The organism is Lacrimispora xylanolytica (assembly GCF_026723765.1).
Classification (GTDB): domain Bacteria; phylum Bacillota; class Clostridia; order Lachnospirales; family Lachnospiraceae; genus Lacrimispora; species Lacrimispora xylanolytica.
On record NZ_CP113524.1, the window covers coordinates 652,048 to 668,744 of the forward strand.

The following is a 16,697-nucleotide window of genomic DNA, read 5'->3' on the forward strand; positions in this document are numbered from 1 at the left end:
ATGTTCAATCTTGATGACAAATAATGATTATGTGAACATTATACCATTGAAATGGTAAAAATCAATATTAGATTCATAATAAAGAATCAACCTAAATAGACGCATCCAGGCCCTATTATCACCCTAAACACGTACTGTGTATGAAAAAAAGTACAATTATTGAAGGAAAATCCAGTTTCGTAATAATTATGTAAGAAAATGAACAGAGAAAAGTTATAGTAATTTCCCAGAATATGTATTATACTGTTCCATGTGATGGAGGAATTGATAGCTTCTTCCGGAAATGTTAATTTTATTTATATTTTGCAAAATATGCAAAAAATGTAAAAAAAGTATTGATAATTTCCATTTGAGGAAGTATAATTACCTCGTAATGCTATTAGGAATTTCAGAAAAGTATTTCAAGAAGAAAAAGGAGAGTGCATTTATTATGAGAAAGCAGACTAAATTAGTTGCTGTATTATCAACAGCAGCACTTCTTGCTTTAGGCGCTTCCATGTCCTCTTTCGCAGCTACTGGCTGGCAGGAAGAAAATGGTACATGGGTGTACTATGACAAGAACGGCGACAAGGAAACAGAGAAGTGGGAGAAATCCGGTGACAACTGGTTCTACTTAAACGACGATGGCGAGATGGCTACCGATGTTGTTGTTGAATACAATGATAACTACTATTATGTAGATGAGAACGGTTCCATGGTAACTAACAAGTGGGTTTCCATTGAGAATGAGGATTATGATGGAAATAATGAAGATGAACCTGCTAATCACTGGTATTATTTTGGATCCAATGGTAAAGCGTTCAAAGGTTCTGCTTCTGCATCTACAGCTGTTTTTAAATCTGTAAATGGAAAGAAATATATCTTCGATGATGAAGGCAAAATGTTATATGGCTGGATTAATGCAGAGGGTACAAGAGAAACAGGCGATGATAAATGGCAGAATGCTGTTTATTACTGTGGCGATGAGAACGATGGTGCTCAGTCTTTAGGTTGGAAATCTCTTGATATTGTAGATAACAATTATGAAGATGATGATAATGCAGGTATTAGCAGCAGCAATGTGTTCGATGATGAAAATCAGACACGTTGGTTCTACTTCAATACCAATGGTAAGAAGTATGTCAGCAAAGATGCTAAGACTATTAATGGAAAGAAGTACAGCTTTGATAAATATGGCCGTATGAATGCTGAGTGGATTATCTATGATGCTACACCTACATTAGCTACAAATGCTACAGCTGATATTACAGCAACTTATGGTTCAGCAGATTATACCAGCAATTGGAGATACTATGGTTCTCCAGAAGATGGTGCTAGAGTAACTAAAGGTTGGTTCAAGGTAGTTCCAGATTATTATCTTCATACTTCAAAGTATAATGATGATGAAGATTCTTGGTATTACTCAGATCGTAATGGCAAATTAGTTGCTGATAAGATTGAGACAGTTAATGGAAAGAAATATGCATTTGATGAGTTTGGTAGAATGAAGTCTGGCTTACTGTTCATTAAATTTGAAGGAACAAGTAAGACTAAGATCGCATCTATTTTAGCAGATGATAATGATGCCAATCCATTTGATACAGAAGATAACTTTAAAAAGAATGCACCTATATTAGAAGCTGATGGATATTTTGCATACTACTTTGGCGGTGGTGAAGACGGCGCTATGAAGACAAATAAGCAGAATATTTCAATTGATGGCGATTCCTTCACTTTCTTATTAAATAAGTCAGGTGGTTATAAGGGCGCTGGTAAGACTGGTGTTGATAACAAGAAATATTATCAGTCTGGTATGATGTTAGCTGCTTCTAAGGATGACAAATATTCTGTAGTAAAAGAATATACAGAAACTGGCGATGCAGGTTCCAAGACAGTTTATACACTGTTAACAACTGATGACTTCCTTGATGATGCTAATGTTCATGCAAATGAAGATACTACTAAATCAGATAAGTATACAACTTATAAGAATATTACTTTCACAGGTGATGCTAAATTCTATTTGGTAAATACTTCTGGTTCTGTTCAGAAAAATAAGACCAAAGCTAAAGATGGTAATGATCGTTGCTACAAAGTAGCTAATGATGGTACTATCGAAGCTATCTACGAAGAGAACTAATTTAAGGATACTCTTAATGTGGGAGGGAAGGGTGAGATTATTAAAATCTCGCCCTTTCTTTTTGCTATTTACAGTGATATAATGTAACGGAATACTGTAAAGAAAGGATTATCATATGTTAATAAATGATATTAATGAAATTGAAAATAATAAAAACAAGGGTTTTTTATCGATACTCCTAGGAGCATATGTAGTTTCTATTGTTCTTGGGCTCCCTCTAGTCTTTAGAGATCGATATTTTGATATACTCGTTTTTAAATACTATTATTACTGCTTTTGTACGATTGTTATGATTTTACTGCTTTTGCTATATTTTATTGTAAAGAAATTTAAATATAGAAAATCAATTAATTACGTAAAGAAAATAAAAGAAAGTATAAGTAAGTTTACATTTTTGGATCGTTGTATAATAATATATTGGTTTATTGCCTTTATATCTACAATATCTTCAAATTATGTTTATGAAGCTTTTTGGGGAAATGAAGGTAGATTCACTGGACTTTTCTTAATTACATTATACGTATTATCTTATTTTTGTGTTAGTAGATTTTATATATATAAAAACTGGTATTTGGATTTGTTTTTATTGGGAGGGGCAGTTGTATGTCTATTTGGAATCAGTGACTATTTTAATATGGATATACTACATTTTAAAGTTGGTATGGTACCAGAGCAAAAAGATATTTTCACCTCAACAATTGGCAATATAAATACTTATACTTCATATGTTGGTATTCTAACAGCGATATCATCAGTGTTGTTTTCTAAAGAAGAACGGCCCATAAAAAGACTGTTTTATTATTTCTGTATGGTTATAAGCTTTTTTGCTATAATTATGGGGGTAAGTGATAACGCATATCTCTCTTTAATGATATTGTTTGGATTTATGCCATTATATCTATTTAATAAAAAAATTGGTGTACAAAGATACTTAGTTATTATAGCTTCATTTTTTACTGTAATACAATGTATTAGTTGGATTAATAACGCATTTAGTGATAGTGTTGTTGGTATAGATAGTGCTTTTAAGATAATATTAGGTTTTAAGTATTTACACTTGATGTTAATACTATTATGGTCAGTGATTTTAGTATGGATATTTATTACAAAGAAAAAACAGACGGCTACAAAAGATCTTGGAAATACTATAAGATTTGTTTGGTTAGGTATACTTGGATTTGGGGTAATTGTTATGATGTATATATTATACGATTGTAATATAGCTGGTAATGATGAAAAGTATAGTGTGGTTAAAAATTATCTATTAATTAATGACGATTGGGGGACGAATAGGGGCTATATTTGGAGAAATGCAATTGAAAGCTATAACAAGTTGCCATTTTGGAATAAATTAATTGGATATGGACCTGAAACCTTTGGCATCTTACTTTTAAAAGTTACCGCCAATAATAAATATCACCAATTATTTGATAGTGCCCATAACGAGTATTTACACACATTGATTACTGTTGGATTTTTGGGACTTGTAACTTACATTTCTATTATCATAACATTTATAAAAGATTGTTTTAAGTATAAAAAAAATAATCACTATATAATTGCGATTGCATTTGGTGTTATTTGTTATATTACACAAGCAACTGTTAATTTAAGTGTACCGATAGTAACTCCTTTACTCTGGCTACTTATGGGAATTGGATCAACAAAAAAGGTTATGTATTATAACTAGATATATATTATAATTATAATTACTATGTAAAGATAATATAACTATCGCTTTGATAAAGGCGATAGTTATATACATATACAGATTTTTTTATTCCTATGAATTTATAGTGTATATGTACAGTGGAATTAAAAAAAGTCTCGTTTAAAGTAGAGCAATATAAGTGAAATATAATGAAGTTTATCTAAGAGATATTTAATCAATTTTGTAAGTATGTTAATTATGTAGTCTGTCGATTCTACAACTTGAATTACGACAGGAATGCTCAGCAAAGTAGTTAATAAAACTTTAGAAAAATTATGTGTCAGAAAATAAATTTTAACAATACTTTAGATTTAATTTAAATGAAAATCATTAATCATTTTTTAGTTTGAGAAATTCTAAAAATCCCAACTTTTTCATGTTTGAATTATTTTATTTGCTATTTTTTAATTTCAACAAAATATTATAATGGTCTAAAATGGAAGCAATGATTAAATATGTTAATTTTAATAAAAAATTAAAGGTTTTCCATTTCTTTTCAATCCCTCTAAAGTTGCGCATTTAGTCGTTAAATGTTATACTGTACTGAGGTTCTATTTTGGTTAGATATAATATATTAACAAATGAACTAAAACAGATGGGACTGCTACAATACTATATTTGCATTATATGTATTTATGCTAATAAAATCTGTGTTTACGATATTTTTACTTTGGATTATATGAAGGAAATTTTCGCATATAATTATGTTACAATATAAAAGTAATTATTGGATTCAAAAACTGTTCTAAAATTAATTAATAAAATAACACTATGAATTAGTGTTATAGTAAATCATCTGTTTAGTGTAAATGCTTTTACAACCTAAAAGTTTTCTTGAAATTCAATAAAAATCTTTGTTTCAGTTAAAGAAGTTCTTGTATGTTTTAATCTATCAATGGTATGGTCAATTTTCAAGTGATATTGGTTGTTTGAATGACTATAAACAAATGAGTTGTAAGGAAGAGACGGATGACAAGCAGAAATTTTGAACAATACAAGCGCATAGTGAAGTTTTTAAGTTCAGCTATAATTGTATTATTAGAACTTACAATCTATTACTATGTTTGGATAAATTATTATAATAAAAATATGACTATTGCTTTTTGGAGACGGGGCAATTGGTTGATTCTTGGTGAATATGTAATATTATTACTTTTCCTACATCGGATTTATGGCGGTTTGCGGGTTGGCATTTATAAATACTGGAATCTAGTATATTCTCATATGCTTTCATTAGCTATAGTCAATGCCTTTTCGTATGTGCAAGTAGTATTGTTTGATAAAAAAATGCACAATCCTACGGCATTAATAATTATGACCTGTATTGATTTGCTGGTGGTTTTATTATGGGCCTTGGCATTTATTAAACTATATGCAGTTATGTTCCCTAGGAGACGTCTTTTGCTGGTACATGGTGTAAAACCAATGTTTCATCTAATGGATCGAATATATACTCGAGAAGATAAATATGAGATAGCAGAAAAAATATCAATAAATGAGGGCATTGAAATGGTGATGGAACAAGCCCTTAAATATGATGGGGTTATAATAGGTGATATTGCAGTGCAGGAACGTAGTCGTCTGCTTAAGCAGTGTTATGGACAGAATATACGTACATATGCAGTGCCGAAAATTAGCGACATTCTTTTAAGAACGTCTGCTGAACTGAACATTTTTGATTCGCCATTATATCTTTCTAGAAATTATGGTGGTCTTACTATGGATCAGATGTTTGTAAAGCGGCTGGAAGATATTATTGTATCTTCTCTGTTTTTGATAATATCAAGCCCGTTTTTTTTGATAATAGCTGCAATGATTAAGTTTAATGACCGTGGTCCTGTTTTTTATACACAGGATAGGCTTACAAAAGATGGAAAGTGTTTTAAGATATTAAAGTTTCGTACTATGGTTGTAGATGCGGAAAAGGAGACTGGACCTGTAAAAGCGGGTGAGAAGGATCCTCGAATTTTGCCAGTAGGACGATTCCTTAGAGCGACTCGTATGGATGAGCTTCCACAGCTTATTAATATTTTAAAAGGTGATATGAGTATGGTTGGACCAAGACCGGAGAGACCGGAACTAGCAAAGATTATCACCAAAAATATACCGGAATTTGAATATCGCTTGAAGGTAAAAGCTGGATTAACGGGCTACGCCCAGATATATGGTAGATATTGTACAACTAGCTATGATAAATTAAAGCTGGATCTAACATATATTCGAAATTATTCAATTATTTTGGATATGAAACTTATGCTTATGACACCAAAAGTGCTGCTGATAAAAGAGTCTACTGAAGGGTTTGAGGAGGGAAAATGGGAAGATCCGTCGCTTAAAGAATAATGTATAGTCATTGACAGAAAGGCGAGGAGATATGATCCGTGTATTACACTTTGTATCGACTCCTGCAATTTGGAGTGGAGTAATGAGCGTTATTATGAATTATTATCGTCATATTGATCGGACATTAATTCAATTTGATTTTTTGTGTTTTTCCCAATGTGAAGATAGTTATGCTGATGAGATTGCATCATATGGTGGGCGTATTTATTATGTGAAGAAACCAGGAAGCTCCATAGAAGCCATGATAGAAATGAATGCTTTTTTCAAAAAGAATAAGGGACAATATCAATGGTTACATAATCACGAGGTGTATCTTAGCCTTTACCTTTGGAAGTTGGCCGAGCATCATAATTTTGGTAATTTTGTAATTCATAGTCATACTACAAGGTATTCAGATAATTGGTTGAATGCAAGGCGTAACCAGCTATTATGCTACCCTATAGCACTTATGAGAAGTAACAAAATTGCATGTTCCATAGCGGCAGGTGAATTTTTGTATGGTAAAAGGATGGTGCAACAAAATAAAGTGTTTGTGCTTTATAATGCAATTGACTGCCAAAAATATAGATTCAACCATGATAAAAGAGCTGAAATCAGATCTAGCTTGAGTATACAGGACAAACTTGTGGTGGGTCATGTAGGGAGGTTTGAAAAGCAAAAAAATCATGACTTTTTGATTGAGAGCTTTTACTTTTTAAAGAAACAGTACTCAAAAAGTGTGCTATTACTCATTGGAAGTGGGCGTCTGAAATTGACTATGCAACAAAAGGTTAAAGCTCTTGGTCTTGAGGGAGACGTGTTCTTCTTGGGACAGCAAAATGATATACAGGATTGGTATCAGGCAATGGATTTGTTTTGGCTTCCGTCCACTTATGAGGGGCTTCCTATGGCGGCGGTTGAGGCTCAAGCCAGTGGATTACCATGTTTTCTAGCTGATACTATTACCAAAGAAGTAGAGTTGTTGGATACCACGAAGCATCTGACTTTGAAAAAGGGCCCGGAATTTTGGGCGTTAGAGGCACGAGAGAAGGTAAATATTATCAAACGTGAAGATGCATGGCGTAAAGTTGAGAATGCAGGATTTGGGATAGAAAGAGCAAGTGTTGCACTTCAACGATATTACCTAAATGAAGGAGTAAAATGAGCTTACAGATTTTATTATCAACCTATAATGGTGAAAAGTACATACGCACGCAGTTGGATAGTCTTTTGGCACAAACTTATCAGGATTTCAAGGTCCTAATTCGGGATGATGGTTCAATGGATAAAACACCAGAAATTTTAGAAGAATATACTCATCAGGATCCTCGTATTGTCTGGTATGGCTGCGAAAATATTGGGGTTGTATATAGTTTCTTTGATTTAATGAAACATGCAGATATGACATGTGATTATTTTGCTTTTTCTGATCAAGACGATGAATGGCTTCCGGAAAAGTTAGAAAAGGCTGTCAAGATGTTGCAGACGAATAATTCTGATGATCCAGTACTGTATTGCAGTGATAAAATTATTGTAAATGAAGATTTAATGCCAATGGATGTTCATGTGAGGAGAGATATTAGGAGACCATCTTTTGGAAATGCATTGGTGCAAGGAATTTGTACAGGTTGTACCGCTGTCTGGAATCAAAAACTTATGGAAACTCTCATAAAACATATGCCCAATCACATAGAAAATATTGTGATGCATGACTGGTGGTTGTATATGACAGCAAGTTGTTTTGGGAAAGTTTGTTATGATAAAGGTGCATATATTCGCTATAGACAACATCAGAACAATAAACTTGGAGCAATGATAACGAAAAGGCAATTGTTTTTTTATCGCTTGAAACAGCTTAGTGAGCCACGCGGGTTAATTTACCGCCAGGTTAAAGAGTTTGTTGCAACATTTGGCAAGGAGATGTCAAAAGAAAATGTGGCTTTAGCTACGGATTTATTGAAAGCAGAAAAAAGTGTTTTTTCGCGAATTAAAATATTGAAAAGTAAAGATATTTTCAGACATAAAATTGATGATAATTTGGTGTTTCGGATTATATTGATGCTTGGCAAGTTGTAATAATGTCACTATGCTTGATACTGAAAAATGCGAAAAACTGGCTTAAAAAATAAAATATATCTTAATTCCGAAGTAACCTTGTTATGCTGAAAAATGCATTATTTAATACAATTAAGTTTATTGGAGGGCAGCCGTGGATAGAGAAGATATTGAAAAAATGACACCGTCTGAAAGGGAATTTTACAATGATTTTTTTAGTGATTTACCAAAGCTAGAAGAATTTTCAAATATCAGTAGTTTTGAAGATAACCATGACTATGAGGAAGCCTATTTATATTACAAAACAAAATATGAGGCAATCAAAAATGCAACTTTTTGGAGAATGACAAGTCCTATGCGTAAGCTAGTGGACTATTATCGCTGGAAGCGTACGGGTGTTAAAACTGTAGTAGAGGTGGTTGAAGATAATTATAGTACAAATAAAAAAAACGTAGTAGTTGATTGTAATTATAAGCATTTAGAAGGTTACTTTAAATATAATAAAAGAAGTTTAAGTGATTTATTACAGAAAAAATATGATATTATCACCTTTGATATATTTGACACTTTAATAAGCAGATTGGTCTATGAACCAGATGATGTATTTCGTTTTATGGAGCGCAAAATTCTAAATCTTTATAATAGAAGGGTAGACTATTTGTCTATTAGAAAAAAAGCCGAAAAAATTGCATTAGAAGAAAAGGGTGATTCTTGTAACATTCATCATATATATAATAGACTACCAGAGGTATCTGATTTTACAGTGAAAGAGGCCGAAAAATTAAAGCAGATGGAGATAGACCTGGAGTATAAGTTATGCATTCCAAGACAAGATATGCTTGATATTTTTAATCAATTGATAGTAGTAGGTAAAAGAATTATATTGATAAGTGATATGTATCTTCCCGCGGTGATTATTGATAATATGCTTAAGAAGTGTGGATATCAAGGATATGAAGAACTTTGGGTATCCTGTGATAAAGAAAAACGTAAGGATAATGGTGCTATATGGGATGAATTTCTGAGACGCTTTGGTAAATATTCAACCATACACATTGGCGATAACTCCCATTCTGATGGACAAATGCTTAAAAGCCGTGGAAGAGAATATATATTACTTTTATCTTCTACTCAAGCATTTCTTTCATCGGTACAGTACAATAAATTAAGGGGATATTCAAGTAAATCTATAGAAAACTCTCTAACAATGGGGTATTTAGTTAATCAATGTCTTTATAATTCACCATTTTCATTAACAAAAGATGGTATTAGTAAATTAAACACAATTGAGGATGTGGCTTCTGGAATATTAGCTCCTATTATGTTAAAATATATAGATTTTCTTCATAAAACTAGTTGTTTTGATACCGAGTTTTTATTCTTATCACGAGAAGGGTTTTTTTTGGAAAAATTGTATGAAAAATACTGCCATGCATTTAATAAGCATGAACGCAAACACACGTATTTCCTTACATCGCGAAGAGCAACATCTTTAGCACAGATAGAATGCTATGAAGATTTCAAGCAACTTTTTGAAACAAAATACTCCGGTAAGCTTTCTACATTGCTAAAGGAGCGTGTTGGTTTGGAAAATGTAAATTTAAATGTAGATATCGATGTTACTCTTCCAGGTGATATTAGCAAAGTCATGAGAATACTCTTAGATTATGTTCCTGAAATCTTAAAAAATGCTAAGCAAGAAAAGAAAATGTATCTAAAGTATATATCTCAGACAATTGGTGACGATGTAAATTGGGATAGGATTACTTTAGTTGATGTTGGATATTCTGGCACAATACAGTATTATCTTATGAAAATACTACAAAAGAAATTAGATGGTTGTTATATGGTATCAAGATATACTATGAAACCTGAAAAACTTGATGGGACCTATCGTAGTTTATATAATTATAATAGATTTTTTAGAAGTACACAGCTTTTTTTCGAATCTGTAACTGCTGCGCCGCATGGTCAGGTTATAAAATTTTACGAAGAGCAAGGTCAGATAAAAGCACTTTTAAAGCAAGAAAAGAAAAGATATACTATTAAAACAGAGAAAATACAAGAGAGTATATACTATTACGTTGAGACAATGGGTAATTTATTAAAAGATATAAATGCAAGATTTGATAAAGAGCTTGCTGAAAAAATTTTTAGCGAAATACTTCGAGAAGGATTATTAGATAGCGATTTGCAAGGTATCTTTTCGGTTAATGATGATTATTGTATGGATGGTAATTGGGTTTTTGATGAAAAGTTGCAAGATTGGGTGTTAAATAGAGATAGATGATTTAGTAATGAAAGGTGCAAGGTATTATTAATGGATAATAGATTAAATACTATATTAAGACATAAAAGAAAGATAATAAAATTATCTAAAGATGATTTATTCCAAAGATATTCAGGACATACGTTAGGTATATTTTGGGCTTTTTTTCAACCTACTATAACAGTTGCTATATTTTGGTTTGTTTTTTCTAAAGGATTAAGATCGCAACCTGTAGGTAATATACCTTATATTGTGTGGTTTGTATGTGGATATAGTGCATGGTCCTATTTTTCAGAAACATTAATAAGCGCTACAAATACATTTTGGCAATATAATTATTTAATAAAAAAAGTTATTTTTCCTAAGAGTATACTTCCTTTAATTAAAGTGATTTCAGGTTTTTATATACATATTTTTTTCGTATCCATTTCTTTTATATTAGTGTATTCTCAAGGTATTGAATTTTCTATATACAACATACAATTGATATATTATATGTTTGCAATGATAATATATACAATAGCTCTAAGTTATATCTTTTCCACATTAGCAGTATTTTTAAAAGATATGACGACTTTAATTGGTATAATTATGCAGTTGATGTTTTGGACGTTACCTGTTGCGTGGATATCAAACACAATGAGTTTATCTGTTATCAGATTGCTTAAATATAATCCTATGTATTATATTATTGAAGGGTATAGAAACAGTTTTATTTACCATGTATGGTTTTGGGAAAACTCTAGATATACTTTGTATTTTTGGTCAGTTACAATTATTTTAAGTATAATATCTATTGTTTTATATAAAAATGCCAATAAACATTTTGCAGACTTATTGTGAGGAATTAATATGGAATATTCAATTGAAGTTACAAATGTAACAAAAGTTTATAAATTATATAATAAACCCATCGATCGATTGCTTGAATTAATAAATCCTTTTAAAAAATCGTACTGCCGTGATTTTTATGCTACAGAAAATATCTCATTTTCTATTCCTAAGGGTGAATGTTGGGCAATTTTGGGAAAAAACGGTTCTGGAAAATCCACTCTACTTAAAATGATAACAGGAGTACTAAAACAAACAGAGGGTGAGATAAAAGTAGATGGTAAATTGGCTGCATTATTAGAGCTTGGTGCTGGATTCAACATGGAGTATACAGGAATAGAAAATATTGATTTATCTATGGCAATATATGACTATGATAAAATTGCAGCTGATGAAAAAAAAGAAAAGATTATAGAGTTTGCGGATATAGGAAATTTTATAAACCAGCCTGTAAAAACATATTCAAGTGGAATGTTTGCAAGACTGGCTTTTGCTGTAGCAATAAATGTGGATCCAGACATTCTTATAATTGATGAAGCGTTATCGGTAGGTGATATTTTTTTTCAGCAAAAGTGTAATATTTATATGAAAGAAAAGATGGAGGGAACTACAAGAATATTAGTATCCCATGATATGAATGCAGTAACAGCCATGGCAAATAAAGTAATTGTTATGGAAAATGGAAAAATAATTTTTATCGGCAATACTTTAGATGGAATTGAGATGTATACAAAAATAATGCATTCAGAAGTATTTGCTGTGACTAATAAAGATGAAGATATTAAAGATAGTTCAAGTGCTTTGGATGAAATAAATATTGAAGAAGAACATCTAGGTGGTGCTAAGGAATTTATCATTAGATCTTATAAATTTCTTGTTAACGGGGAGAGTTATAAGGGTTTTATCGAAGCGGGAGATAAGTTAAGTTTATCCTTTAATATATATGCCTCAAGGCCATCTAAGAACCTCATATTTGGTTATCTATGCAATGATAAATTTGGCAATAGTATTATAGGAGAAAATACTATTACGTCTATTAAAACGCCAATAGAAATAAGTAGTACAGGTGATTATAAATGTCAAATGGAATTAATATGGCCAGAAGTAAAACCACAGCACTACTTCATTACACTCGGAATAGGTGAAGGTCATCATGAATTTCAGCATACAATTCAATGTTGGCTTCAAAATGTTATAAATATTGAAGCCATTAGTCCTAGAAAAACAATACATGCTTTGATAAATAATCCAATAACGTCTTTTGATATAAAAAAAATATGAGGTGTATAAAATGAATCAAGAAAAAAAAGTCTCAATAATCATTCCTGTTTATGGAACAGAGAAATATTTAGCAAGATGCCTTGACTCTGTTCTTGGTCAAACATATAAAAATCTGGAGGTTATAATTGTCAATGATAAATCACCTGACAATTCAGCAACTATTATAAGTAAATATACTCAATTAGATGACAGAATTAAAGTAGTAAATAATGTTGAAAATCTAGGTTTGTTTAGGGCTAGAATAGAAGGCTATGATGTATCTACAGGAGATTATATATCATTTCTTGATAGCGATGATTATATAGGAATTGATTTCTACCGTCTTTTGGTAAAACGATTAGAGGAAACAGGCTCTGATGTAGTTATATCAAAAATGGTGTTAGACTTTGAAGATAAAAATGAAAAGTTAATATGTAATGCGAATAATCCTTCGGGGCGGCTGCATCTTGAAAATAGTGAGATTTTAGATTGTTTTTATAAACAAGAAGGTCAATTTTATTTTTGGCATGTTGTCTGGAATAAACTATATAAAAGAGAAATTTTTGAAAAGTCAAGACCATATTTTGAAAGAGTAGACACTCATATTATAATGACCGAGGACTTAATTTTTAGTAGTGTTATTATGTATTATGCTAAAAAAATTACTGCAATTGATTATGATGGTATTTTTTATGTAAGTAGAGGAGATGCATCTACAGGAACAAATTTGAACAAAAAGAAAATCATAAAAAATTTGACCGATATTACCTATGTTTTCAGATTTGTAGAGGATTTTCTACAAGAAAAAGGCTTATATATTAAATATGGAAATAATTTTGATGCTTGGAAAGTATTGTATTTAAAAAGTTGGTATTCAAATATTTATTATAATAGCCCCCAAAATTTAAACTTATTGAATGATTTTTCTGAAAATATTGGAGTATCTCTTGATAAAATTCATCAAATAAAAACACCAATTTTAGCCGACTCTCATCATTGCAGATGGGATGATCGCTTAGAACTCTTACGTAGTATGATAAACAACGAAAAATACAATTATATAAGTTTTGATGTATTTGACACGCTTGTTGTTAGGCCATTTTATAAACCAAGTGATTTATTTACTTTAATGAATGAATACTATTTTTCGTTAACTGGTAAGCCTTCTTATCATAAGTTCGATATGATGCGAATACATTCAGAATCTATTGCACGCAAAATTAATAAGAGTGGCGAAGAAGTAAATTTAAATGATATATATAACCAGTTATCTAAAGAATATAATGTTGATGCTAAAATCATAGAACTTCTCAAGTTACGTGAAATATCGCTTGAATTAGAACTATGTAAATATAGGAGAAGTGTTAAAGAATTATACGAAATGGCACTAAGTTTAGGAAAAAAAATAATAATAGTATCTGATATGTATTTGTCATCGGAAATTATTAGTAAGATACTGAGTAAAAACGGATATTCTGGTTATATTAGATTATATGTCTCATCTGAAACTGGATTAACAAAAAGTACGGGAAATATGTATGATTATGTTTTAAAAGATTTAAATATTTCACCTTCGGCAATTTTACATATTGGTGATACTTGGCAAAGTGATATTGAAATGCCTAAAAGGTTCAATATTGATAGTTACTTTTTTCCAAAAACAATTGAACGATTGTTTAACCAAATACCTGATAAAATCACAGGAAATAGTGCACAAGAGTTTATTTGTCATATGGGGAATAAAGTTGATTTCGTGCATGCACTTGATTTCTTTATGCTTAGATGTATGTTAGGAGTTGTTGCAAATGAAATTTTTGATAATGGTTATAAGTCCTTTGATGAATCTACAAATTTCAATGCAGATCCTGATATAATAGGATATTACGCTTTGGGGATGCATGTTTTGTCAGTGATTAAGTGGATTGCAAATGATTTATCTAATGAAAATTATGGAAGGATACACTTTGTGTCAAGAGATGGATTTATATATAAACAGGTCTATGATTTAATTAGAAGAAATATGAATAATTTGCCTCCTTCCAATTACTTGTATATTTCTAGAAAAGCTCTTTTACCTTTAATAGCAATTAATAAAGATAATTTTAAGCATATCCAAGATTTTTTAATAATAACTTCTCTTACACCAGAAAGCTTTCTGAAAAACATATGTTGTCAGGAAATCTCCGAAGAAACAAAAGACGTTCTTCAAAAAAATAAATTTGCTTCAGACCGTAAATTTGTTGATTTAGCTGATTTTAATAGTTTTATTGATTTACTAGATGATATTAATATAGATGTATCTTTATTAAATAGGACATATAAAATAACAAATGAATATTTTGCGGAAAATATAGGTAAGCATGATGCTATGTTTGATATAGGCTATAATGGCACAGCATTACAGTTACTAGCGAATAATAATAATTTAGTTGATTCATATTTGATACATACTAATTATGAAAAAGCTAATTATCATTCTAGAATACATAATATAAAATTAAAAACTTATTATGATTATAAACCGGCTATAACTGGACATATAAGAGAATTCTTTGTATCAAAAACAGACCCATCTTGCTCTGGATATGAGATGTTAAATAATAAAGTATGCCCAACTTTTGAAAACTCTGACTGGAATTATTATGAGAGTTGTGTAGCAAATGTTATTCAGGGATCTGCTTTAAGATTTGCAGAAGACTTTTTGTCTCTTTTTGGGGATTATTTACCTAATATGTATGTAAGAAATACTGATGCAAGCATAGTGTTGGAGAATTTTTTGGCAAAACCATGCTTTAATGATCGTATTGTTTTTAATTATTGCGGATTTAACGATGAAAATTCTAATATTAACAAAAATAAATCATTAAATGATTTATGGGATGTAGAACTAAATACTCATAATATGCTTACTAATAGTCAAAATAATCACGAACATAACTATACGATTGAGAAGTTTTTGTCAAATAAAAATAAAATTTCCAAGGCGATTTTCTACGTTTTTTATGATAGAAGTAGGTTTAAGAATGCTATAAAATGGCGAATAAAAGAAAGACCATATTTGTACAAAATATTAAAATACATGAAAGGAGTTTTAAAAAAATGAGTTATTATGAATATTATTCAAAGTGGCATGATCATACAAATGAAGATTATATAAAACATATGCACGAATATTTTACGAAAATAATTGAAGATCACTTACCGGACAATAAGGACTCCAATATACTCGAAATGGCTTGCTCTAACGGAATGGCGTTATTAACTCTTCGTGATAAAGGATATAATAATCTTACAGGTATTGATATCGATGAAGACTTAGTGAATGTAGCGAGAGGTTTTAATTTAAATGCTAAAAAAATTAATGCTCTTAAATTTTTTGAAACAAATAGAGAGAAATATGATTTTATATATGCTATAGATTTTATAGAGCATTTAAGTAATGAAGAATTTTCACAATTAATGCTTCAATGTAAAAATTCACTAAATAAAAATGGAAAGTTATTGATGGTTACCCCAAATGCAATTTCTCCAGTTTCAATGTATTATAGATATATAGATTATACTCATAAGACAATCTTTACTCCAAGCAGTCTTTCGTATGCACTAAATAATCTGGGATTTAATGATATATTAGTTTCTGATTTAAACGTTTTTTCAGATAAATCAAACTGGTATTTAAAAACGTTTCGTGCTATGATGACAACATTTTTTGAACAGGAGGAGGAGGTTAACATTGTAACCCCTAATTTTATTGCTGTTGCTCAATATAACGAAAATTTGGAAAGACCCGTTACAAAATTTAATTACGAGCAAGATAAGTTTGATATATTTGAGGAAATATCTCAAATCAAATATAATTTACAACAAATCCAAAAAGAGAGTGATGGTTAAGCTCCTTTCTTACAGAAAGAGCTGACAGTTGTATGCTTCATCAACAAATTTACAGAATAAAAATAAAATTTCATATAAAAATCTTTAGTCTGCATTTAGTAGAAATAAAAAACATCTCCAGTAGAACATTTATTGATAAGAAATAGAATACTTCCACTAATCGCTTATAATGCATTAATTATTTACAAGGAGGTGTTAATGGGTGTTTTTGTTAGTTAACTAATAAGCAGGGTGGACTT

10 protein-coding genes are annotated in these 16,697 nt (G+C 30.6%); all 10 read left to right on the plus strand.

Features of this window, described 5'->3' with window-relative positions; translation table 11 throughout:
• Nucleotides 1-430: 430 nt before the first annotated feature.
• On the plus strand, nt 431-2,119 hold the full coding sequence (locus tag OW255_RS03175) for a PspC-like choline-binding domain-containing protein (RefSeq protein ID WP_268115614.1): 1,689 nt from the start codon (nt 431-433) through the stop codon (nt 2,117-2,119).
• Between the two features lie 115 nt (nt 2,120-2,234).
• The gene (locus OW255_RS03180) at nt 2,235-3,809 is read left to right on the plus strand and encodes an O-antigen ligase family protein (RefSeq protein ID WP_268115615.1); all 1,575 of its coding nucleotides are present in this window, start codon (nt 2,235-2,237) and stop codon (nt 3,807-3,809) included.
• 990 nt (nt 3,810-4,799) lie between these two features.
• Nucleotides 4,800-6,173 carry a sugar transferase gene (locus tag OW255_RS03185; RefSeq protein ID WP_268115616.1) on the plus strand — a complete coding sequence of 458 codons (1,374 nt, stop codon included), beginning with the start codon at nt 4,800-4,802 and terminating at the stop codon, nt 6,171-6,173.
• 31 nt (nt 6,174-6,204) lie between these two features.
• The gene (locus tag OW255_RS03190) at nt 6,205-7,317 is read left to right on the plus strand and encodes a glycosyltransferase (RefSeq protein ID WP_268115617.1); all 1,113 of its coding nucleotides are present in this window, start codon (nt 6,205-6,207) and stop codon (nt 7,315-7,317) included.
• Nucleotides 7,314-8,228 (plus strand): glycosyltransferase family 2 protein, encoded by a 915-nt coding sequence (locus tag OW255_RS03195; RefSeq protein WP_268115618.1) that lies wholly within the window; start codon nt 7,314-7,316, stop codon nt 8,226-8,228. Before OW255_RS03190 ends, OW255_RS03195 begins: the two co-directional genes overlap by 4 nt.
• Before the next feature lie 133 nt (nt 8,229-8,361).
• A complete protein-coding gene (locus OW255_RS03200) occupies nt 8,362-10,497 on the plus strand; it encodes a hypothetical protein (protein ID WP_268115619.1) in 2,136 nt (711 codons plus the stop codon).
• A 30-nt stretch (nt 10,498-10,527) separates the two neighbouring features.
• Nucleotides 10,528-11,319 (plus strand): ABC transporter permease, encoded by a 792-nt coding sequence (locus tag OW255_RS03205; protein WP_268115620.1) that lies wholly within the window; start codon nt 10,528-10,530, stop codon nt 11,317-11,319.
• A 9-nt stretch (nt 11,320-11,328) separates the two neighbouring features.
• On the plus strand, nt 11,329-12,588 hold the full coding sequence (locus OW255_RS03210; protein ID WP_268115621.1) for an ABC transporter ATP-binding protein: 1,260 nt from the start codon (nt 11,329-11,331) through the stop codon (nt 12,586-12,588).
• A 10-nt stretch (nt 12,589-12,598) separates the two neighbouring features.
• A complete protein-coding gene (locus OW255_RS03215) occupies nt 12,599-15,670 on the plus strand; it encodes an HAD-IA family hydrolase (protein ID WP_268115622.1) in 3,072 nt (1,023 codons plus the stop codon).
• Nucleotides 15,667-16,458: a class I SAM-dependent methyltransferase gene (locus OW255_RS03220; RefSeq protein WP_268115623.1), complete on the plus strand. Its 792-nt coding sequence runs from the start codon at nt 15,667-15,669 to the stop codon at nt 16,456-16,458. The genes OW255_RS03215 and OW255_RS03220 overlap by 4 nt, the downstream gene beginning before the upstream one ends.
• Nucleotides 16,459-16,697 lie beyond the last annotated feature (239 nt).